General features: G+C 73.6%; 13 protein-coding genes. 6 read left to right on the top strand and 7 right to left on the bottom strand.

The features are described from left to right. Positions 1–34: 34 nt before the first annotated feature. On the top strand, positions 35–244 hold the full coding sequence (locus ACFZBD_RS00925; RefSeq protein ID WP_391133180.1) for a hypothetical protein: 210 nt from the start codon (positions 35–37) through the stop codon (positions 242–244). 106 nt (positions 245–350) lie between these two features. Here the strand turns inward: ACFZBD_RS00925 and ACFZBD_RS00920 are convergent, their stop codons facing one another. Both ACFZBD_RS00920 and ACFZBD_RS00915 read right to left on the bottom strand, forming a co-directional pair. Then, positions 351–761 carry a four-helix bundle copper-binding protein gene (locus tag ACFZBD_RS00920; protein ID WP_391133177.1) on the bottom strand — a complete coding sequence of 137 codons (411 nt, stop codon included), beginning with the start codon at positions 759–761 and terminating at the stop codon, positions 351–353. A 592-nt stretch (positions 762–1353) separates the two neighbouring features. Further along, entirely contained in the window at positions 1354–1974 is a 621-nt protein-coding gene (locus tag ACFZBD_RS00915; RefSeq protein ID WP_391133174.1) for a TetR family transcriptional regulator C-terminal domain-containing protein, read from the bottom strand. Between the two features lie 478 nt (positions 1975–2452). Here ACFZBD_RS00915 and ACFZBD_RS00910 point away from each other — a divergent pair, with 478 nt between their 5' ends. Together ACFZBD_RS00910 and cpt are read left to right on the top strand one after the other, a co-directional pair. After that, complete coding sequence (locus ACFZBD_RS00910) at positions 2453–4048, top strand: TROVE domain-containing protein (protein ID WP_391133171.1); 1596 nt, start codon at positions 2453–2455, stop codon at positions 4046–4048. Positions 4049–4250: 202 nt separating this feature from the next. After that, complete coding sequence (gene cpt / locus ACFZBD_RS00905) at positions 4251–4772, top strand: chloramphenicol phosphotransferase CPT (protein WP_391135844.1); 522 nt, start codon at positions 4251–4253, stop codon at positions 4770–4772. A 120-nt stretch (positions 4773–4892) separates the two neighbouring features. On the opposite strand, the gene ACFZBD_RS00900 is transcribed toward cpt, so the two are convergent. From ACFZBD_RS00900 to ACFZBD_RS00890, 3 genes are all read right to left on the bottom strand, one after another. Then, complete coding sequence (locus ACFZBD_RS00900) at positions 4893–7988, bottom strand: glycoside hydrolase family 3 N-terminal domain-containing protein (protein ID WP_391133168.1); 3096 nt, start codon at positions 7986–7988, stop codon at positions 4893–4895. Between the two features lie 145 nt (positions 7989–8133). Next, complete coding sequence (locus ACFZBD_RS00895) at positions 8134–9114, bottom strand: substrate-binding domain-containing protein (RefSeq protein WP_391133165.1); 981 nt, start codon at positions 9112–9114, stop codon at positions 8134–8136. A gap of 204 nt (positions 9115–9318) precedes the next feature. Beyond that, a complete protein-coding gene (locus ACFZBD_RS00890) occupies positions 9319–10245 on the bottom strand; it encodes a dihydrodipicolinate synthase family protein (RefSeq protein ID WP_391133162.1) in 927 nt (308 codons plus the stop codon). A 71-nt stretch (positions 10246–10316) separates the two neighbouring features. On the opposite strand from ACFZBD_RS00890, the gene ACFZBD_RS00885 reads away from it, so the two are divergent. After that, positions 10317–11240 carry a LysR substrate-binding domain-containing protein gene (locus tag ACFZBD_RS00885; protein WP_391133158.1) on the top strand — a complete coding sequence of 308 codons (924 nt, stop codon included), beginning with the start codon at positions 10317–10319 and terminating at the stop codon, positions 11238–11240. A gap of 172 nt (positions 11241–11412) precedes the next feature. On the opposite strand, the gene ACFZBD_RS00880 is transcribed toward ACFZBD_RS00885, so the two are convergent. Next, positions 11413–13377 (bottom strand): hypothetical protein, encoded by a 1965-nt coding sequence (locus ACFZBD_RS00880; protein ID WP_391133155.1) that lies wholly within the window; start codon positions 13375–13377, stop codon positions 11413–11415. 324 nt (positions 13378–13701) lie between these two features. On the opposite strand from ACFZBD_RS00880, the gene ACFZBD_RS00875 reads away from it, so the two are divergent. Then, complete coding sequence (locus ACFZBD_RS00875) at positions 13702–16839, top strand: ABC transporter substrate-binding protein (protein ID WP_391133152.1); 3138 nt, start codon at positions 13702–13704, stop codon at positions 16837–16839. 132 nt (positions 16840–16971) lie between these two features. Here the strand turns inward: ACFZBD_RS00875 and ACFZBD_RS00870 are convergent, their stop codons facing one another. Next, positions 16972–18678: a ricin-type beta-trefoil lectin domain protein gene (locus ACFZBD_RS00870; RefSeq protein ID WP_391133149.1), complete on the bottom strand. Its 1707-nt coding sequence runs from the start codon at positions 18676–18678 to the stop codon at positions 16972–16974. A gap of 186 nt (positions 18679–18864) precedes the next feature. Here ACFZBD_RS00870 and tap point away from each other — a divergent pair, with 186 nt between their 5' ends. Beyond that, the gene (gene tap / locus ACFZBD_RS00865; protein WP_391133146.1) at positions 18865–21069 is read left to right on the top strand and encodes a telomere-associated protein Tap; all 2205 of its coding nucleotides are present in this window, start codon (positions 18865–18867) and stop codon (positions 21067–21069) included. Position 21070: the final 1 nt, after the last annotated feature.

Genomic DNA, 21070 nt, shown 5'->3' with positions numbered 1-21070 from the left:
GCATAGCGGCGTCGCGCGGGGGCACCAGCTCACCATGAAAGCCCTGATCACGGTGCACAGGCTCTCCCCGACGGGCGGACGGCGAGTGACGACGCACGGCACCATCCTCGGTATCGCCTATGACGACTGGGATCTCATCGAGCTCGCCCGCGGCGCCGGCATCGAGGACCCGGAGTCCCTCGTCGGCGACGACCGGCAGGTCGAATGGCGTGGCGGCCACCCGCACCAGTACGAGGCCGCGTAACGCGCGTCCCGAAGCCCGCCGGGCGGCGCCCCCACCCGGGCCCGCCCGCCGGCCGTGCTTTTCCTCCGGCCGCGGACCCTCCCGCGAGGGCTCCCGGCCCAGGCTTCTAGCCCAGGGAAGCCATGAGATCCGCGCAGGCCTGTTCGCACGAGCGGCACGCCTCGGCGCACACGCGGCAGTGCTCGTGGAGGTCGGCGTGGGACGCGCATTCGTCGCCGCAGGCCTTGCAGGCCACGGCGCACGCCTGGAGGATCGCGGCGGTGATGTGGGCGTCGTACCCCGTGTGACGGGAGAGGACGGAGGCCGTCGCCGTGCAGATGTCGGCGCAGTCCATGTCCGTACGGATGCACTTCGTCAGGTCGCCCACCATGCCCTCGGAGAGACAGGCGTCCGCGCAGGCGGTACACGCCTGGGCGCAGGCGACGCACTCCTCGATGCAGCGGGTGAGCTTGGCCTGGTCGATGCCGCCCAGGTCGGCCGGGTACGTGGCGATCATGTCCCTCACAGTGCTGGACATCAGGATCGGCCTCCTCGCCCCGGAGGGCCGGCGGAACCGGATCGGCCGCCCGTGAGCCCCCGGTACTCCCATCTCACCTCTCCCGGCCCGCGTCCGCGCGCCGAAGGCGACGTCGGGAGGGGACCCCGAGGGGGTGTCCGGGGTGACCGCCGTTCACCCGTCCGGTCTCTCGCCGGGTGTCGGCGGAGAAGCGTCGGGTAGGCGACGCTCATCACCTCGACCCCGTACAGGACGAGGGTCGACCGACCACGACGACCAGGTGGTGTCATGGGTACTCCTCCCACCGATCCCGTACCACCGAGCCCCACGCCCTCGCCGGGGCCGGGCCCAGGACCCGAGCCGGGTCCTGTCCCCGGACCGGTGCCCGGCCCCGGCGGGCCCGACCCGGTGCCTCCGACGCCGCCCCGGCCCGAGCCCGATCCCGAGCCGCCGCCGGCCCCACGCCCCGACCCGCACCCGAGGCCCGGCCCGCTGCCCGGGCCCGTGCCGGCCCCCGGACCCGCGACCTGAAGGCGGCGGCCGCGCGCGAGGCCGCCGTCGTCACCGGCGGAAAGCGCGGGCGGCTGTCCCGGCGGCCGCTTCCGTCACCCCTTCAGGGCGGAGGCGGCCCGGCCGTCTCCGCGGATACGCGAACGCCCGCCAGCCAGTCGTCCAGCAGCCGGACCTGCCGCTCCGGGGGCAGCTCCGCCGGCGCGAAGAGCGCCTGGACGACCAGGCCGAGGGCGAAACTCTGCGCGGCCGCCGCCAGATCCTCGGCCGAGGACCCGGCGGGGAGTTCGCCGAGCCGCTGGGCGTCCGCGACGTGCCCGGTGAGCCGGGTCCGGGAACGGCGGTAGCGCTCCGCGTGCTCGTAGGCGAGTTCGGGATCGGCGAGCGCGATGTCCCATGAGGCCACCCAGATCCGGTTGGCGGCGGCCGCCTCGGGCGTGAGCGGCAGGATGTCGAGCAGCGCCGCGCGCAGGGCGGCGAGGCCCTGGCCCGAGGCCGTGCGGCGCGGCCGCCGCTCGGACCGCTCGGCGAGCACCTCCAGGGCGGTCCGGAGCAGAGCCCGCTTGCTCGGGAAGTAGTGGGTGAGCAGCCCGGTCGTCGCGCCCATCTCGCCGGCCACCGCCCGCAGGGTCAGCCCGCCGAAGCCCCGGTCGGCGAGGACGCGCCAGACGGCCTCGGAGACATCGCGTCGACGGGCGTCATGGTCTCCACGAGCAGGGGGCATGCCGCCATCGTACATAGCAAGCGTTTGGTACGTCCCCGTCCCCGTCATCGGCAAGGGCCCCGGTCTCCGCCCGCCCCGCCCGGCCCGCCTGCGCGAAAACCCTTGGCGCGGCGGTGCGGCGCCCTCCTACAGTGATCACGTCCGGGTGCGACACCCAGCGGCACCCCGGACGCCACGACATCACGACAGCACGCACCTCCCGGTGCGCAGGCGGCGGCTCCTTCATTCCATGAACTCAGGCCGCAGCCACTTCTGATCTCGGGAGGCACAGCAGTCGACGAGGGTGCCCGGTGCGCAGGCAACGGATACTTCATGGGGAACCGCCGGTTGCGGGTTCAAGTCCCGCCGCGCCTCCGGGCGTGTAGCTCAATCGGTAGAGCAGCAGTTATATGGACCGTTGCCGACTCCTGATCTCGGGCACCCTCGCTCACTCCCGCCGCTGTGTCCCCGGGCCCGTCCGAATTCGGGGGAATTCGCCATGGCTCGTTTCAACACCCGCGCCACCAGGACGCGCACCGTCTCGCCCGTCGTCTCCACCGCCGTTCCGGCCCGCACCCACGAGGGCGGGGCGAGCGTCCTCCGGGACGCCCGGTCCGAGCTGTTCGTGCTCGCGGTCGCCAACTTCGTGTCGCAGTCGACCTTCTACGAGACCGGCGCGCGCCGTGACGACCGCTTCGGCGCGCTCGTCCGCGCGCTGGCCGTCGACGACCCGGAGTGGACCGCGGGGCTGCTCGCCTGGCTGCGGCGCGACGGCAACATGCGGACCGCGTCCCTCGTCGGCGCGGCCGAGTACGTCAAGGCACGCCTCGACGCGGGCGCCGAGGACGGCCCCGCCAACCGGCAGGTCGTCGCCTCCGTCCTGCTGCGCGCCGACGAGCCCGGCGAACTGCTCGGCTACTGGACCTCCACGTACGGACGCGCCGTCCCCAAGCCCGTCAAGCGCGGCATCGCCGACGCCGTGCGCCGGCTCTACACCGCCAGAACGCTGCTGAAGTACGACACCGCCTCCAAGGGCTACCGCTTCGGCGACGTCCTCAACCTGGTCCACGCCTCGCCCGACCCCGACAAGCCGGGCCAGGGCGAGCTGTTCCGCTACGCGCTGGACCGCCGGCACCACCCGGAGACCGCCGTGGCCCCGGCCTCCGCGAGCACCCTCGTCGCCCACCGGGCGCTGATGGAGCTGCCCGTCGAAGATCGGCGCGCGGTCGTCACGGCGCCCGACGGACCGCGCCGGCTCGCCGACGCGGGGATGACCTGGGAGGCCCTCGCGGGATGGCTGCAGGGTCCGATGGACGCCGCGGCCTGGGAGGCGGTCATCCCGTCGATGGGCGCCATGGCGCTCGTCCGCAACCTGCGCAACTTCGACCAGGCGGGAGTCGGCGACGAGGTCGCGGCCCGGGTCGCCGCGCGGATCTCCGACCCGGCCGTGGTGGCGGCCTCGCGTCAGTTCCCCTTCCGCTACCTCGCCGCCTACCAGCACGCGCCGTCGCTGCGCTGGGCCCACCCGCTGGAGAAGGCGCTCGGCCACTCCCTGGCGAACGTGCCGGAGCTGCCCGGCCGGACGCTGGTCCTGGTCGACCGCTCGGTCTCCATGTGGGACCGGCTCTCGGACCGCTCGCAGCTCAACCGGGCCGACGCGGCGGCCCTCTTCGGCACGGCGGTCGCCCTGCGGGCCGCCGAGGCGGACCTGGTGGAGTTCGGAACCGGCAGCGCCCGCGTGCGGTACGGCAAGGGCGAGTCGCTCCTGAAGGTCCTCGGCCGCTTCGGCAGCCTGGGCGGCACCGACACCACCGCGGCCGTCCGCGCGCACTACCGGGGCCACGACCGGGTCCTGATCGTCACCGACGAACAGGCGGCGTACAGCAGGTACGGCGACCCGACCCGGCAGGTCCCGGACCACGTCCCCGTCTACACCTGGAACCTCGCCGGCTACCGGGTGGGCCACGCCCCCTCGGGCAGCGGCAACCGGCACACCTTCGCGGGCCTGAGCGACGCGGCGTTCCGCATGGTCCCGCTGCTGGAAGCGGGCCGGAACGCCGACTGGCCCTGGAAGGGAACGGAGTCCGCCCGCTGACGGCGGGCCGCTCGCCGCACCGGACGGCACCCCGCCCCTGTCCGGCGGTGAGACCGCCGGACAGGCCCTGGGACCTGTTGCGAACGTCCCGTCCGGCTGGGGACGCCCGGGCGCGGTCCGCCCGCCAGAGGTGGGCGGACGCGCGCGAAATCCGCTCGACCGGTCGTCACCACGCCCCTACAGTGGCGCGGTGACGACCCGGATGATCATTCTCAACGGCGGTTCCAGCACGGGGAAGACCGGCATCGTCCGGTGCCTCCAGGCCGTCCTGCCGGACCCCTGGCTGGCCTTCGGCGTCGACGCGTTCGTCGACGCCCTGCCCGCCTCCCTCCGGAGCTCCGACGACGGAATCGCCTTCGCCCCCGGCGGCGAGGTGAGCGTCGGGCCGGAGTTCGCGGCGCTGGAGGCGGCCTGGCGGGAGGGGATCGCCGCGATGGCGCGGGCCGGTGCCCGGATCGTCGTCGACGACGTCTTCCTCGGCGGGGCGGCTTCCCAGGAGCGCTGGCTGCGGGCGCTCGGCGGGCTGCCGGCCTTGTGGGTCGGCGTCCGCTGCGACGCCGAGGTGGCCGCCGGCCGTGAGCTCGCCCGGGGCGACCGGACGGTCGGCATGGCCGCCCTCCAGTCGGAGGTGGTGCACCGGGGCGTGCGCTACGACCTGGAGGTGGACACCACCCGCGCCGAGTCGCTGGACTCCGCGCGGACCATCGCCGCCCACCTCCCCTGACCGGCCGTCAGCGGCGGCGTCCGCGCGGAACCGCACACGCGGGGGGTACGAGGCCGGTCGCCCGGCCCCGCACCCCCCGCACCCCCCGCCTCCCGTGCCGCTCCGAGTTTTCCGGCCCGCTCAGGCGGCCCGGTAGGCGGCGGTCAGGCGGGCGACGGCTCCCGTCAGGTCCCCGGTGAGCAGCCGGTGGTCCGCCTCGGCGAACGGCTTGGCCGTCGCCTCCGTGATGTCCTGGCCGATCTTCTGCTGGACGATCAGCCGCGCCCTGCCGACCAGCTCCCTGCCCTGCGCCGAGCCCCCGAGGCCCGTCGCCTGCAGCACCTTGGCGGCGACACCGATGGCCCGCAGCGCGGTCTCCCCGCCCGCCGGAGCCTTGCCGAGCGTGGTCAGCCCCCACCCGTACGGGAACTGCGGGTCGTAGGCGGTGTCACCGACGTTGATCGGCAGCTGGGCCTCGGACTTCGGCCAGGTGACGGGGAGCTGACCGGTGAACGGCCGCTTGCCGTACAGGACGTCGGCCACGCCGTCGCCCTCCGTGCCGGGCAGCCAGGACGCGACCAGCGTGTCGATCGCGCCCAGCCGGTCGCCGATGAGCTGCGGCCGGCCGGAGACGACCAGGACCGCGCACGTCATCGCGGCGCAGACCTTGTCGACCGCGGCCTTGTCGGCGGCGGACAGTTCGAGGTCGTGGCCGTTGCCGACGTCCCCGAAGCCCTCGGCGTAGGGCGTCTCGCCGACCACGACGACACCGACGTCGTAGCCGTCGGTCGGCTCCGACGCGTCCTTGGAGTACGAGATCCGGGCGCCGGGGGCGGCCTTCCTCATCCCTTCGAGGATCGTGGTGCCGGTGGTGGTCCGGCCCGACGAGCCCTGCCAGCTGATGGTCCAGCCACCGGCCTGATTGCCGAGGTCGTCGGCGTTCGATCCGGCGACGTACACCTTCTGCGACGTCTTCAGCGGCAGCGCGGCCCCGTCGTTCTTGAGCAGCACCTGGGACGCGGCGACCGCCTCCCGCGCCACGGCACGGTGTTCGGGCGAGCCGACCGCACCGAGGTGCGTGGTGTCGGCGTACGGCTGCTCGAAGAGGCCGAGCCTGAACTTCTGCGTCAGGATCCGCGAGACCGCGTCGTCGACACGGGCCCGGCTGACCCGCCCGGCCGTCACCTCCTCCCGCAGGATCCGGGTGAAGTCCTGGTAGTTGGTCGGCACCATGATCATGTCGAGCCCGGCGTTGACCGACGTGCGCACGTCGCTCGGGTAGTCACCGGGGATCTGGTCGATGGCCTGCCAGTCGCTGATGACGAAGCCCTCGAAGCCCATCCGGTCCTTGAGCACGCCGTTGATCATCTCGGCGTTGGCGTGCATCTTCACCGGGCCGCTGTCGTCGCCCAGGATGTCCAGCGAGGAGTACGACGGCATGACCGTGCCCGCGCCCCGCTCGACCGCCTCGGCGAACGGCGCGAGGTGCACCGCCTCCAGCTCCTCACGGGTGACCTTGGTGACGCCCTGGTCGATGGTGTACGAGCCGGTGGTCGAGGAGCCGAACGCGGTGCCGCCGTCACCGACGAAGTGCTTGGCGCTGGTGAGCACCTTGTCGTTCCGGTCGAGGTCCGTGCCGTTCCGGGCCCCCTGCATGCCGTTGATCACGGTCTCCATGGCCGTCACCAGGGCGGGGTCCTCGCCGAACGCCTCGTACGACCGGCCCCAGCGCTCGTCCCGGGTCACGCAGAGGCAGGGCGCGAAGTCCCAGGGGATGCCGGTGGCGCGCACCTCCTTCGCGGTGACGGCGCCCGTCCGCTCGGCGATCCGCGGGTCACGGCCGGCGCCGATGCCGATGTTGTGCGGCATGATCGTCGACCCGATGACGTTGTTGTGACCGTGCACGGCGTCGACGCCGTAGATCAGCGGGATCTGGAAGCGGGTCGCCTGGGCGCGCAGCTGGTAGGCGTCGACCATCTTCGCCCAGGCTTCGGGGGTGTTGGGCGTGGGCACGGAGCCACCGCCGGAGAGCAGCGAACCGAGGTCGTAGGAGGCGATGTCGCCCTGCGACTTCAGCGCGTTGCGCTCGGCCTGCGTCATCTGGCCGGCCTTCTCCGCGAGGGTCATCCGCCCCAGCAGGTCGGCGACCCGCTTCTTCACCGGCAGCCGCTTGTCGAGGTACGGCAGACCATGGGCGTTCACCACGACCAGTGGCGTCTCGGCCGGGGCCTTGGCTCCGGTGACGGTCAGCCTGAGCGGGATCGTCTCGGCGGCCTCGGCCGCACCGTCCTTCGTGGTCGCCACGGCGACCGTCCGGGAGGTGCCGGAGGGGGTGCCGGCCGGGAAGGTGACGCTGCCGGCGACCGGGGTGAAGTCCCGGCCCGCCTCGGCTCCCGCGCCCTCGCCCTCCGTCGTGTACGCGACGGTGACGGGCTCGTCGATCGGTCCGGAGCCCGTGGTGGCGACCGTCAGCTTCACCCGGGCGGTGCCGCCCTCGGCGACCGGGTACACGGCGGCGTCGGTGACGACCTTGGTGTTCAGGGCCGGTTCGGCCTTCCCGTACACCTCCACACCGTCGAGGGCGAAGGAGCCGGGGGAGCCGGGCGGCAGGGTCAGGGCGTACCCCCACATCTCGTTCAGGCCGAGGATCTGGTCGATTCCGCCGACGGGCTGGTAGTCCGCGCGGTACTGGAAGTCGGCGAACGGGATCTCGACGAGGTGCCAGCCCTCCCAGTCGTCGGTGAACGACGTGGTCCACAGCTCGGACGCCTCGCCGTTCGCGCCGCCGTCCTTGAGCTCGAAGTGGACGCGCTTGCCCGAGCCGGGCGGCAGCGGAGCCGTGTTCTGGCCGTACCACCAGAAGCGGATGCCCTTGAACGCCGTCCAGTCGTGCGGCGGCGCGTCGAAGGCGAAGTCGTGGCTGAGGCCGCCCCAGCCGCTGATGTCGTAGTCGCCCTCCAGGACCTTGTCGCCTTCGGGGGCGTCGGCACGCTCCGCGATCCGCAGCGTCGGCTGGTCGTCGGCATCGCTGCCCCAGGTGAAGATGCCCTCAGCGGGCGGGTTCGCGAAGGGAATCTCCCCCTCGAACCGGTCGACGGCCACCGGTACGGGTTCCTCGGCGCGCGCCCCGGTGCCGGCGGCCGCGCTCGGCAGGGCGCCGGCGAGGAGACCGCCGAGGACGGCGGTGGCCGCGACCAGCGCCGTACTCGTTCTGCTCCTGAAGCGGGATCGTGGCATTGCGGCTCCTTCTGCGGACGGACGGACTGACTGACTGACTGACGGACGGGTCGGTCGGAGGGACGGGGCGGCGGTCGGACGGGCGGCGGGCGGCCGAGGGCCTCGGCCGGCGGTGCGCTGTGGCCAGGGTGTGCGAGCCGGGTGGTCAGGGGGCAGGGGCGGAGCGGCGCACGACGAGTTCGGTGGGCAGGACGACGGGTTCGTCAGGGATCGTGCCCCCGGCGAGTCCGGCGAGCAGCATCCCGGCGGCGGTCTCGCCCATCCGCCGCATGGGCTGCCGGACGGTGGTCAGCGGCGGCTCGGTGTGACGGGCCATCGGGATGTCGTCGAACCCCACGACCGCGACGTCCTCCGGGACCCGCCGGCCCGCCTTCCGCAGGGCGCGCAGGGCGCCCGCGGCGATGAGGTCGTTGTGCGCGAAGACGCAGTCGAAGTCCCCGCCCCCGTCGAGGGCCCGCTCCACACCGGCCCGCCCGGTCTCCTCGGTGAACTCGCCCTCGACGACCAGGTCGGAGGGCAGGACGTCCAGGAACCCGGCCAGCCGGTCCCGGACGCACCCGAAGTCCCGGCGTCCGGTGATGACCAGGGGCCGGGTCCGGCCGGAGGCGGCCAGATGGGCTGCGGCGGACGAGCCGCCGGCGTGGTTGGTGGTGGTGACGGAGGGGAACTCCGGGTGGTGGCCACGGTCGTCGACGAGGACGACCGGCAGCCCCCGGCGGTGCATGGCGGTGATCGTGTCGAGGGTGTTCTCCGGCTCGACGACCAGCAGCCCGTCGAACGCCCGGGCGGAGACCTGCCCGGCGAAGTGGGTGACGGAGTCGGCGCCCCGGTTGCAGGTGAAGAGCAGCAGTCCGTAGCCCGCGGCTTCGACGGTGTCGGCGACCCCCTGGAGGACTTCGCCGACCCAGGGCCAGGTCAGCGACGGGATCAGCATGCCGATGGTCCGGCTGCTGCCGCGCGCCAGTCCGACCGCCCCGGAGCTGGGCACGTATCCCAGGACACCGATCACTTCACGAACGCGGGCGGCGGTCACGGCGTCCACCTCGGCGCCGGTGTTCAGGACCCGGGAGACGGTGGTCTTGCTGACACCCGCCTCACGTGCGACGTCGGCGATGGTGACACGCATCGGGGGAGCCTCCGCGGCGGGGGACGGGCAGGGCTGACATCGGTGTCGGAACCGGTTCCGGCACGGTGCGGTGAGTCAACCGCCCGCCCTCCGTGCCGTCAATACTTCACGTCGACATCGGCCGAATCCCAAGTGCCGCCTCTTGGGGGGCGGTTGCGTGTTCAAGTCATGAATACCGGGTCCCCCCCGGGGTCACGGGCCGTCTCAGGCCGCAATCTCCTGAGGGGCACGGCGGGTCCCGGCGGCGGCCAGCTCTGCCGCTCGCCCGACTACATCGGCGGAGGCGGCCAGCAGCGGCAGCCGGACGGCCGGGCTGGGGATACGGCCCTGGGCGTGCAGGACCCCCTTGATCACGGTCGGGTTCGGCTCGGCGAAGAGCGCGGCGGACAGCCGGGCCAGCTCGGCTCCCAGCCTGCGGGCCGGCCCGGTGGCGTCGCGCTGCCACAGCGAGATCAACTCGGCGTAATCAGCGGTGCGGACATTGGCCGACGCGAGGACGCCGCCGTGGGCGCCCGCCGCGAGCAGCGGCGAGATGACGGCGTCATCGCCGCCGAGCACCGCGAAGCCCGGGATCGACGACCCGAGCAGTTCCATCGCGGCAGCGTCGATCACCCCGGTCGCGTACTTGACCCCGACGACCTGCGGGAGTCGCCCGATCGCGTGCAGCGCGCCGGTGCCGAGGGGCTGAGCGGTGCGGTACGGGATGTCGTAGACGACCAGCGGCAGACCCCCGTGTGCGGCGAGCGCCGTGAAGTGCGCCAGCGTTCCCGCCTCGCCGGGCCGGGTGTAGGGCGGCGCGGGAACCAGCGCCGCGGCGGCGTCACCGCTCCGAGCGAGCTCCCGCAGGGTCGTGACGGCGGCGGCGGTGTCGTTCGTGCCGACGCCGACGATCAGCGGAGCTCCGTAGGCCCGGCAGGCGTCCGCGCAGATACGGACCACGGTCCGCTTCTCCTCGGGGGTCAGCGTGGCCGCCTCCGCGGTGGTGCCCAGGGCGACGAGTCCCCGGGCGCCGCCGGCCGACAACGCCTCGTCGGCGAGGCGGGCGAGCGTGTCCGGGGCGAGACGCAGATCGTCGGTGAACGGGGTCACCAGAGGGACGAACAGGCCGGTGAGATGCGCTTCGGGCTTCATGCGCCCAGCCTGACCGACATCGACCCGGTAGTTCCAGCTCATGTTTCTACGCCTATGCGTAAGCTCAGCTTATGCTCGATGTCCGACGTCTCCACCTGCTGCGCGAACTGGACCGACGCGGCACCATCGCGGCCGTCGCCGAGGCCCTGACCTTCACCGCCTCGGCCGTCTCCCAGCAACTGAGCGTGCTGGAACGCGAGGCGGGCGTACCCCTGCTGGAACGCAGCGGCAGACGGGTGGTGCTCACTCCCGCCGGCCGCACCCTCGTCACCCACGCCGATGCCGTCCTCGAACGCCTCGAACGGGCGGTCTCCGAGCTGGCCGGGGCACGCGAGGGCATCGGCGGGCCGCTGCGGATCGGGACGTTTCCCTCCGGCGGCCCCGCGATCGTGCCCGCCACACTGGCCGAACTGGCCCGGCGGCATCCCGCGCTGGAACCCATGGTGAAGGAGATCGACTCGGCGCGGGTCTCCGACGGCCTGCGCGCCGGCGAACTCGACGTGGCCCTCGTCCACGACTACGACTTCGTGCCCGCGTCACCGGACGCCACGGTCGACCGGGTGCCCCTGCTGGAGGAGCCGGTGTACCTGGCCACCGGCAACGCTCCCGCCACCGGTCGCACCGCCCCCGGCGAAACCCTGGCGGAGCTGCTCGGACCATGGGCCGCGTCCCCGTGGATCACCGCCAGGGACGGCACGACCGGTCACGCGATGGCGGTACGCGCCTGTCAGGCGGCTGGTTTCCAGCCGCGCATCCGCCATCAGGTCAACGACTTCCGTACGGTCCTGGCACTGGCCGCCATCGGGCAAGGCGCCGGATTCGTCCCGGAGATGGCCACCGCCCACGCTCCCGAGGACGTGGTCCTGACCCGGCTTCCCCTCTTCCGCCGCTCGAAGGTCGCCTTCCGCGCGGGCGGCGGCACCCACCCGGCGATCGCGGCCTTCGTGGCGGCGGCGCGCACGGCGGTGGGCGCCACGGCCGTGGCTCCTCACTGATCGCTTCCGTGGTCACAGCGGTGTGCGCCCGACCGGAACGGCAGCAGCGCCGACCCGCCCCGGAAACCGACCGGCGGGGGCCCGTGGCGCACGGGCCCCCGCCGGAGAGCGGACGGGGTGGTGGATCAGCCGTTCCGCGGGGCCGTCGGCCCGCGGGCGGAGGAGCGGGGGGTCAGGGGGTGACGGTCAGCGGCGCGCAGGCCGGGTCGAGCCGCAGCCGGGCCAGATCGCGGCCCGCGAGCGCCCACGCCTTCCAGCCGCCCGGCTCGAACGCGAGCTGCGGATTGGTGTACCAGTCGTCACCGAGACCGGTGGCGAGCAGCTTCGGGTCCGCCAGCCCGGGGCCGAGCAGATGGACGTTGCCGCCGCCGAAGTACGTCGAGGTGAACACCTTGTCCTGGTGCACCTCGATCTCGCCGTAGCCGGACAGGGTGCCCTTGTCGAGGACCTTGCGGGTCGCCAGGTCGAGCGTGAACCAGCCCGCGTTGCGCTTGAGGACGCCGTACAGGATGCCGTCGTGCACCTTGATGTCCTGCAGCGTCTGGTTGTTCGCGACCGGCAGGACCTCCCACTTCACGGTCCGCGAGGCCAGGTCGAAGGCGGCCACGGCCGCGGTGGTACGCGTCGGAGGCGTGCCGCCGCCGCCCCGGACGTCACCGCCGAGGTACACCACACCGCCCGGACCGAGGCTCAGGGTCATCAGACTCTGGTCCTTGATCACGTCGGGGTACACCTCGATCTGCGCGGTGTCGGGGTCCACGACCGACAGGGCGCCCTTCAGGGAGGCGCCGAGCGGCGCGCTGGCCACCAGCAGCTTGTCGGTGGCGGGGTCGTACTCGAGGTCCCAGGGGCGCTGCTGGCCGTGACCGAGGTAGCCGAGACTGCGCATCGCGTCGGTCTGTGCGTCGATCTCGACGATCTGACCGCTCGGATAGATCGCCGCGTAGATCTTGTCGCCGCGGCGGGTCAGCGCCTTCGGCTCGCCCGGCACCCAGATACGGCGCTGGGTTCCCGAGGCGGGATGGTGGACCGTCACGGAGAAGTGCCCGCCGACCCAGACCGCACCGCGCTCCGCGTCCAGCAGCATCGACTGGGGACGCTCGGCGCCGCCGGTGAGACCCGCGGCCAGCAGATCGGTGTACGCCGACTGCCCCGTGGTCACGTCCATCGTCCAGACCCCGCCGCTGCCGGCGAAACCGGTGAGCGTGGTCCCGTCCAGGACCATGCCCCGGGTCTCCTCCTGGGAGCGGGGCGTACCGATCTCGACCAGCGGCTCGGCGGTGCGGTAGCGGTACACGGTGCCGTGCGGGCGGGTGGAGAGGTAGGCGGTGTAGTCCGGCGCCAGGCCGATCGAGTCGACCGAGTTCCCGCCCAGGTCGACCTTGCGCAGGTCGGTGCCGTCGGTGCGGACGTCGTACAGCGTGTCGCCGCTGGCGGCCCGCACCCGGGTGCGGCCGACGGAGACCGCGGCGAAGCCGGTGTCCCCCTGCGCCAGGACGCGCGTCGCGCCGGTGGACCGGTTGACGGAGACCAGCTTGCCGGTGTCGAGCAGACCGGCGTAGACATGGGTCGCGTCGACGTCAAGGGAGCGGACGTAGCGCTCACCGGCGGCCAGGACACCGAAGTTGCGGACGGCTCCGTTGGCGGGGTTGTACTCCCACACCTTGCCGTCCGGGTACGTCCCCGCGTAGATCTTGCCGTCCGGCGCGGCGGCCATGCTCCAGATGAAGCCGCCGTTGACCCCGAGGGAGGCGAGGCGCTCGACCTTGCCGGTGGCGGGGTCGAAACGGTAGAGGTCGGGCACGGGATAGGTGCCGAGATACACCTTGCCGCCCGACACGGCGGTGGCCCACGCGCCTTCGGGAGAACCCTCGGCGGGGCCGTCGGGTATCGGCGTCTGGCGTACGACCCGGCGCGTGGCGAGGTCGTACTCCGCGAGCACCGGGGGCTTCAGACCCCGGGTCACGACATATCCGCGCCCCTCGTGCACGGCGGCGCCGACGATGGCGCCGGTCACCGAGGCGGCACCGAAGCGCTCCACCCCCGCGCCCCCGCAGTCGGCGGGATCGACGGCGGCCGCGGGTGCGGCGGGCACGACGGGCGCCAGGACGGCGAGCAGTGCCCCGAAAAGGGGCAAGAGCCAGCGGCGTTTCAACAAGGCCTCCAGTAAGGGGAAAGAGTCATCCGTACGGACCCGGTGGGAGTCCGGAGATCGGCGCCGACGCGCGACCGGAACCGAGCGGTGGGCGGCGACCGCGTGCATATTACGGGCTTGATCCACGAGGCCTTGGCGGCCGGCGCCCGGCGCGGTCGGCGGCCGGCGGGCCGTCGACCGGTCGTCCCGGTCCCGCCGCGGCCCGCCGACCGGCCCGGACGGGCCCGAACCCGCGCCGGATGGTCGTGATCTGGTGTGTCATCATCGCCTGACGAGCACGGGGCGGGCCATCGGCGGGGGGCGGCAGTGGAAGCGCTGGACGGGGCGGACCCGCGGCAGGTGGGCCGCTATCGGCTCCTCGCCCGCCTGGGGGCGGGCGGCATGGGCCGGGTCTATCTGGGCCGCTCGACCAGCGGCCGGATGGTCGCCGTCAAGGTGGTGCGCTCCGAACTGGCCGAGGACCCGGAGTTCCGGCGGCGCTTCGCCCGTGAGGTGGAGGCGGCCCGCAGGGTCACCGGTTTCTTCACCGCGGCCGTGGTGGACGCCGACCCGGAAGGGTCGCCCGCCTGGCTCGCCACCGCCTACGTCCCCGGCCTTCCGCTCGACGCGGCGGTACGCGCCCACGGCGCCTGGCCCCGGCACTCGCTGCTCCTCCTGAGCGCCGGCCTGGTCGAGGCGCTCGAGGCCATCCACGGTGCGGGGCTGATCCACCGCGACCTCAAGCCGTCGAACGTGCTGATCGCGGGGGACGGGCCGCGGGTCATCGACTTCGGCATCTCCGTGGCCACCGAGGCGACCGCGCTGACCCAGGCCGGGATGGTGATCGGCACCCCCGGCTTCATGTCGCCCGAGCAGGTCACGGGGCGAGCGGTCGGCCCGGCCAGCGACATGTTCTCCCTCGGCGCCGTCCTGGCCTTCGCGGCCACCGGAGCCGGGCCGTTCGGCATCGGTTCACCCCACTCGGTCAACTTCCGCGCCGTCTACGAAGAGCCGGACCTCCGCGGCCTGCCCGCCGACACGGAGTTCGTCGCCCGCTGTCTCGCCAAGGAGCCCGGCCGGCGTCCCACCGTGCCCGAACTGCTCGCGGAGCTGGGGCAGCTGCTCGGCGAGGCCGGCGGACAGACCTTCTCGGGGCACCTGCCGCAGGAGACCGACTGGCTGCCGGGAGCGGTGGCCCGGGCCCTCACCTCCCGCCCCTCGGAGCCCCTGGCCACACCCGCCACCCCGGCCACCCCCGCAACGCCCGCCACACCCGACCCGCGCCTCGCCCACCGGGCGGCTCCGGCCGGCGCGGAGGACGACGGCCACGGCTCCGGCGGCGAGGCCGACCGCGGCGGCGAGCCCACGCACGGCGCCGTGGCCGCCCCGGAGACCGTCCCGGTCGACGAGCCGCCGGTCCGCCTCGGCAAGTCACCCGCGCCGGCGCCCACCCCCGTACCGCCGCCCCGGCCCGTCTTCCCGCCCGCCCCGCAGCCGGCCGCCGGACCCCACACCCCCGCCGCGGAGACCCCGCCGGGCGCCGCCGGCGCGCCGCCCCTCGCCGTCATCGGCCGTCCGGCCGCAACGCCGTTCCCGGACACCACGGGAGCCGGGCCGGCGTCGACCCGGCCCGGGCACCGGACGGGCGCCGGACGCACCCGCCCCCGCGGCCGGCTGGTGGCCATCGCCCTCGCCGTGACCCTCGCGCTCGGCGGCGGCACCGCCGCCGCCCTGTGGGCCGTCCAGAACAAGGACAAGACCGACACCTCGAACGACGCCTCGACAGGCGGCGGTTCGGGCGGCTCCACCACCGCCGCGGGCTTCGACGCCGCGGTCGGCAAGGTGGTGAACGCCTCCACGAAGAAGGGCGGCACGCTCCGCCTGTCGACCAGCTACGACGCCGACTCGTGGGACCCCGCCCGCTCGTACTACGGGTGGGTCTGGAACATGCAGCGCCTCTACGCCCGCACCCTCTACACCTACGACGCCGCACCGGGCCGGAAGGGCCGGACCCTCGTCCCCGACCTCGCCGAGGCCGCCCCGGTCTCGACCGACGGAGGCAGGACCTACACGGTCAAGCTGAAGCGGGGCCTGACCTTCGAGGACGGCACGGCGATCACCGCCAAGGACGTCAAGTACGGCATCGAGCGCGTCTTCGCGCAGGACGTCCTCGCCGGCGGTCCGCTCTTCCTGGTCGAGGCCTTGGACCAGGGCCAGGACTATCCCGGCCCGTACCGGGACCCGTCCCCGGACAAGCTCGGGCTGCGCTCGGTGCGGACCGTCGACGACTCGACGCTCGTCTTCACCCTCGCCAAGCCCGACTCCGACTTCCCGCACCTGCTGGCCATGGGCGCCACCGCCCCCGTACCGCGTGAACGGGACACGGGCGCCCGCTACGGCGAGAAGCCGGTCTCCTCGGGGCCGTACCGCTTCGACGCGTACGTCCCGGGGAAGTCGCTCACCCTCGTCCGCAACGACCGCTGGGACCCGGCCACCGACCCGCTGCGCAAGGCCCTGCCGGACAAGGTGGAGCTGACCGTCTCCTCCAGCGGCGACGAGCTCGACGCGCGGCTGCTCGCCGGCAGCACCGACCTCAGTGTGAGCACGACCGGCCTCATGCCGGCGGCCCGGGCGAAGGTGCTGCAGGACCCGCAGCTGAAGAAGAACGCCGACAACCCGCACACCGGCTTCGTCCGCTATCTCGCCCTCGCCTCGAAGGTCCCGCCGCTCGACAACGCGCACTGCCGGAAGGCCGTGGTGTACGCGGCGGACACCGCCGCCCTCGCGACGGTGCGCGGGGGCCCGGTGGCCGGCTCGCGGCAGACGACCATGCTCCCGCCGACGATCGCCGACTCCGACGCCTACGACCCCTTCGGACGGGCGAGCGGCAAGCCGCGGACCGACAAGGCGAAGGAGGAACTGCGGGCCTGCGGGAAGCCCGGCGGCTTCACCACGAAGCTCGCCGCCCGGGCGGACCGGCCGGAAGAGCGGCAGTCCGCTGACGCCCTGCGGAACGCGCTCAAGGCGGTCGGCATCTCCGTCACGATCGAGACCTACGACCCCGCCCAGCGCGCCGGGGTCATCGGCACGCCCAGCGTCGTCAAGACCAAGGGCTACGGCCTGACCTTCCTCGGATGGGGCGCCGACTACCCCACCGGCTCCGGGTTCCTGGAGCCGCTCGTCGACGGCCGCCAGATCCTGCCCGGCGGCAACTTCAACTTCGCCGAGGTGAACGACCCCCGGATCAACACCCTGTTCGACCAGGCCGCGGCCGCCGACGACCCCGCCGAGGCCGCGGAGATCCACCGGCGCATCGACCACCAGGTCGTCGACGGCGCCTACTACCTGCCGATCGTCGCCGACAAGGCCCTGTTCTACCGCAACCCCCGGCTCACCAACGTCTACATCCACGAGGTGTACGGCACGGTCGACGTCCAGGCCCTGGGCACCGCGGACGGCGACTGACGGGCCGAGCCGGCGCTGCGGAAGCCGCGACGGGAGCGGACGCGCGGCCGGAGGAGGGGCCGGCCCGGTGACGGGCCGGCCCCTCCGGCGTGCGCGTCGCGTGCGGGGACGGGGGAGGGGGAGATCGAGGGGCTAGAAGCCCTTGATCACCCAGTCCTGGACGTCGGGCGTGGGGCTGCCGTGGGTCCACAGCGTCAGCCAGACGCCGTTGCCCAGGGAGTTGCCCTTCGGCGTGATGGCCTTGCCGTAGGCGTTGACGGCGCTGCCGTCGGCCGACGGGGAGAACCTCTGCACGTCGCTCGACGGGTTGCAGGTCCACAGGGTCAGCAGCGCGCCGTTGGTGTTGGCCCCGTTGGCCTCGGGGGTGATGCACTTCCCGCTCGGCTTGTGGACGATCAGACCGTTCTCGTACTTCCAGCGCTGGGTCTCCGAGCCGGTGCAGGCCCACACCGTGATCGGGGTGCCGTTGGCGGTGCCGTTGCCCTGGGGCGTGGCGCAGACGGAGCCCGCCTGGTGGAAGTTGGTGAGCCAGCTCCAGCCGTCGACGGGCTTGCCGGCGTCGGGCTCGACGTTGAACACCACGCGGCGCGGTCCGCTGGAGTCCACCAGTGCCTCGTTGGCGCCCCAGAGCCGCTTGGCACGGGGGTCCCAGGAGAGGCCCTGGGTCAGCTGCGGCGCCTGGGTGAGGACGTGCGGCGCCTCGCCGGGCTTGGCCACGTGGATGCAGGAGTAGAGCTCGGTGCCGCCCGGCCAGTACGTCGGGCAGGTCCCGCTCATGTAGTAGCTGGTGCCGTCCGTGGCCGTGCCCTGGATGCCCCACACGGGAGAGGTGTAGCCCGTGGTCTCCGAGGCCACCGTGTTCGGCGTGCCGGTACCGAGGGCCGACAGCGGCCAGCGGACGATGCGGGCGCCGGCGCCGCCGCGGTTCTCGACCGAGACGAGGGCCGGCGTGGCGCCGGACCGGTCGATGCTGAGGCTGCTCAGGCACAGCTCGCTGTTGACCGAAGGACCGCAGGCGCGCGGGTTGCCGTTGACGTACGCCGTGGAGACGTTGTCGACCGCGGCGGTGCTGATGGTGCTGTAGCGGGCGACGAGCGGCATGGCCCAGAGGTGGTAGCGGGCGGAGGTCTTGCCCGCGGCCAGCCGGGTGAGGGCGCTGGTGGTGTCGTTCATGCGCCACATCCGCGTCAGGTCGAAGACCTGCAGCTCGGCGCCGTTGGCGACGAACAGGCGGTTGCCGTACCAGGCGACGCCGTCCGAGTGCGAGGGGTACTCCAGCGGCTTGAAGTTGCCGTCGACCGGTTCCACGAGCGCGATGTGCCCGTACTTCACCTGGCCGCCGGCCGACTCCGCGATCGAGACCCTGGCGTAGTCCTCGACGGTCGGCGGCGTGCGGCCCTTGACGTACGTGCCGTGGTACCAGGAGGTGACCGTCAGGGAGCGGCCCGCGTACAGCCCGTCGTCGGTGGCGGCGTGCGATCCCGCGAAGCCCTGCGGCATCCAACCGCCGCCGCTCTCGGCGTAGTTGGACCTGTCGTCGTCATCGTCCCAGCAGAACCCGTCGGGTTTGAGGGCGCCGTTCAGTCCGGTGGCGTGACAGAGCCCCGGACGTCCCGTACGGGTGCCCAGGACGTCGGTCACCGACGCCTTGGCGACTCCGGCGGCCTCGGCGGAGGTGATGAGGTTCGTCTTGTCCCCGTCGACGCGCGTCAGCGAGAAGTTCGCGGCGAACGGGTCCAGGCCGGAGGCGGCCTGGGCGGGCTGGACGGGAAGCAGGACGGAGGCGGCTACGGCCGCCCCGAGAGAGAGCTGGGCGAGGCGGCTTCTTCGTCCGAACATGAATGTCATTCGGCCAGACTAAGCGCCGGGGGAGTAGTCATGATCATCTTTTTCACCGGTTCTTCACGCCACGCCGTACACGTCAGGGGTACGTGCTCGGCGGCTGGCAGCGGATCACCGACATGGGCTAAAGCCGAGGCTACAGACGGGGTTAAATTACGTTAGGGTCCCACGGGGAGGTGGCCGATGCCGACCGAGGAAGAACTGTTCAGCGCGGTGGACGCGCTCCTGGCGGGTGAGCCGGAGATGCCGGCGCCCAAGGAGCGGGCGCGGCTGCGGGAGGCCGCCGGGGTCACGCAGGCGCGCCTCGCGCAGGCGCTGGAGACCAGTACCCAGACCGTGAAGAACTGGGAGAGCGGGCGGAGCGAGCCGCGGCAGCCGCGCCGGCAGGCGTACCGGCGGCTGTTGGAGGGATGGGCCGCCAAGTACCCCGCGCCCGAGCCCGAGGTCATGCGCGCGCCCCCGCCGGAGACCGCCCCCGTCCCCGCCCAGGCCCCGGATCCCGCCCCGACCCAAGCGCCCGCCCCGGCCCAGGCACCGGCCTCCGCTCAAGCACCGGCCCAAGCGCCCGCCCCCGCGTCGCGCGCCTCGCGTCCCGCCGGCCGGAAGGGGGGCGTCCGGCGCGCCCCGGGCAGCGTCGCCGCCCCGGCGGCCGACGACCCCCCCTTCGCCAACGGGCCGCTCGCCGTCGTCGACGCCGACCCCGACGGGCACGCCCTCGCGTACTGCGTCGGCGGTCTCGTCCTGGACGTGCCCGCCACCACCCTGCCCGCCCTGGTCGAATGGACCCTCGCGGAGGCCCGCCTCGGCCAGGAGAGGCTGCACGGCGCGGGCAAGGACGCCGACCCGCTGCTCGTCCTGACCGAGACGGCGCTCCGGCGCTACGGCCTGCCGCCCCGCCTCACCCCCGAGGAGCGTCTGGCGGGGCGCCTGCCCGACTCCCACGAGGCGGTCCGGCAGATCCTGCGCGCCGACTGGCGCCTGACGCGCCGCGGCCTCGGCCCCTGGGCCTGGATCTACCGCCCCGCCGAGGAGTCCAGGCGCTTCTCCGTCCAGCTGTGCGTCCCCGCCTGGGACGCGCTCGACCCCCGGCACTGGCACGGCGCCGCCCACCTGCCCCCGGCGGACCTCGCCCGCCTCCTCGGCACGTACGCGACCCGCGTGATGACACCGCGCGGCTCCACCGCCGTGACCGGCCTGGCGTTGATGACCGCCCTGCGGCCCCCCACCCGGGCGAGCAAGCCGGACCCCACCGGCAGGCGCCACAGCGAGTACAACCCCGGCTCCCTCGGCACGGACCCCGTCACGTGCGCGCCCTGCGAGGCGCCCGACGGCCACCCGCTCCTCGCCGCCCTGCCCCGCTTCCACCAACGCGGCCCCGACGAGATGCTGATGGAGGAGGCGTACGACTGGGCACGCCCGCTCACGGACGCCGAATGCCTGCGGGGCCACGTCGTCGGCATCGACGTCAACCTCGCCTTCGGCGCCGCCGCCAACGGCGCCCTCGTCGGCCTGACGGGAGACCCCGTCCGCGTGGACAGCCCCGCGTTCGACCCCAAGGTGCCCGGCTCCTGGCTGGTCGACCTCTCCCACGTCGACCCCTCCCGGGTCAGGGTCGGCAAGGAGTGGCGGACCCTCGAAGGCGACCTGCTGCCCAGCCCGTTCACCCCCACCGGGGAACGGCCGGCCGGCCCGGCCTGGTACACCACCCCGACCGTCGCGTACGCGGTCGAACTCGGCTACGACGTCGCACCCCTGGAGGGCCGGCTGCGCCCCACGAGCGGCCGCTACCTCGACGACTGGTACAAACGGCTGCGCCACGCCTACGTCACCACCATGGCCGATCTCGGCGTCACCGAGGACATGACACCGGCCGAACTCCTCACCGCCATGGACGGATACCGGCGGCGCGACCCCGAGACGGCGGTCGTGCTGTCCGCGATCAAGGCCACCGTGAAAGGCGGCCTCGGCAAACTCCGCGAACGGCCGCACGGCGGCGGCTGGCGCCCCGGCGAACCCTGGCCCGCCCTCGCCCGCCCCACCTGGCGGCCCGACATCCGCGCCGCCGTCATCTCCCGCGCCCGCGTCGGCATGCACCGCAAGATGCTCGCCCTCGCCGCCGCCACGGGACGCTACCCCGTCTCGGTCCTCTCCGACTGCGCCGTCTACGCCGCCGAGGGCCCGAGCCCGCTCGACGTCCTGCCCTACGCCGCCGACGGCACGACCGTGCCCGGCTCCTTCCGGATCGGGGTCTCCCCGGGCATGGTCAAGCACGAGGGCACGCAGACCACCCTGTGGGCCGAGCACGTCCGCGAGACGTACGGACAGGAACTGAACCTGGCCCGCTACATCAAGACCGGCGAGGTCACCGCCCAGGACGACGGACGGTAGA

Origin of the sequence: Streptomyces sp. NPDC008121 (assembly GCF_042957155.1) — a bacterium.
Classification (GTDB): domain Bacteria; phylum Actinomycetota; class Actinomycetes; order Streptomycetales; family Streptomycetaceae; genus Streptomyces.
This window is presented reverse-complemented; position numbering and strand designations above follow the sequence as displayed.

Coding starts and splice junctions, on each gene's coding strand:
- tap (WP_391133146.1), top strand. CDS start 18,865: ATGCCGACCGAGGAAGAACTGTTCAGCGCGGTGGACGCGCTCCTGGCG.
- ACFZBD_RS00895 (WP_391133165.1), bottom strand. CDS start 9,114: ATGCGTGTCACCATCGCCGACGTCGCACGTGAGGCGGGTGTCAGCAAG.
- ACFZBD_RS00885 (WP_391133158.1), top strand. CDS start 10,317: ATGCTCGATGTCCGACGTCTCCACCTGCTGCGCGAACTGGACCGACGC.
- cpt (WP_391135844.1), top strand. CDS start 4,251: ATGATCATTCTCAACGGCGGTTCCAGCACGGGGAAGACCGGCATCGTC.
- ACFZBD_RS00915 (WP_391133174.1), bottom strand. CDS start 1,974: ATGCCCCCTGCTCGTGGAGACCATGACGCCCGTCGACGCGATGTCTCC.
- ACFZBD_RS00890 (WP_391133162.1), bottom strand. CDS start 10,245: ATGAAGCCCGAAGCGCATCTCACCGGCCTGTTCGTCCCTCTGGTGACC.
- ACFZBD_RS00900 (WP_391133168.1), bottom strand. CDS start 7,988: ATGCCACGATCCCGCTTCAGGAGCAGAACGAGTACGGCGCTGGTCGCG.
- ACFZBD_RS00910 (WP_391133171.1), top strand. CDS start 2,453: ATGGCTCGTTTCAACACCCGCGCCACCAGGACGCGCACCGTCTCGCCC.
- ACFZBD_RS00920 (WP_391133177.1), bottom strand. CDS start 761: ATGTCCAGCACTGTGAGGGACATGATCGCCACGTACCCGGCCGACCTG.
- ACFZBD_RS00870 (WP_391133149.1), bottom strand. CDS start 18,678: ATGTTCGGACGAAGAAGCCGCCTCGCCCAGCTCTCTCTCGGGGCGGCC.
- ACFZBD_RS00925 (WP_391133180.1), top strand. CDS start 35: ATGAAAGCCCTGATCACGGTGCACAGGCTCTCCCCGACGGGCGGACGG.